At 63.6% G+C, this 648-nt stretch carries 1 protein-coding gene; it reads right to left on the reverse strand.

Going from position 1 to position 648, the window contains the following annotated elements; genetic code table 11:
* Positions 1–648: hypothetical protein (locus GLW00_RS21010; RefSeq protein WP_160917080.1), on the reverse strand; the 648-nt coding region annotated here is incomplete at both ends.

Consider the following 648-nt stretch of genomic DNA (forward strand, 5'->3'; position numbering starts at 1 on the left):
ATCCAGAACCGCCTGGATCTGGCCCCAGTTTTCGCTTGCACGGACCCTTTCCAGAAGGATTTCAATCCGTTCCTGGGCCGGTTCCGGCAGTGTGATATGTTGCTGGATATGGCGCAGAAGCTGCAGAAGCCGGGCACAGAGGTTGCGGAGCTGCTCATCGTCGGCCCGTGGCTCACCGCTGTCCAGATCGAGCCCGGCAGCCAGCTCACTGTCCTCCGGCTCGTCAGCGTTACTGTCCGGAGAGTCTGCTTCGGTCGCCTCTTCTTCCCTGACGTCAGCTCCGCCACCAAGAACCCGCTGCCAGAACGAGCCCCGCTTCTGTGCGTCCCCGGACTCGGAAAGAACCTGCTGCTGGAGTTCCGCCAGCTGCTCCAGAATCCCGGGTAGTGCGTTGAAGCGCCCAACAGTGTCTGCCGGCGTGCGCTCCAGCGCCCTGAGTTGACGGCGTTCATTGCGTCCCGCACGGGAACGCAGCGGATCGATCAGACCCTGCAGCGCTTGCTGGAGACGGCTGACAACCGCCTGACGTTCCTCATCGAAGCCGGAAACGTGCGTTTCCAGCGCATCCTGAAGGCGCCGGAGGGCGCCGGGATCAGGGTCGCCTTCACGGACCAGTTCCCGCAGCTCGCCAAGGAGCCGATCCAGTTC

Source organism: Halobacillus litoralis, from assembly GCF_009856445.1.
GTDB classification, from domain to species: domain Bacteria; phylum Bacillota; class Bacilli; order Bacillales; family Halobacillaceae; genus Halobacillus; species Halobacillus litoralis.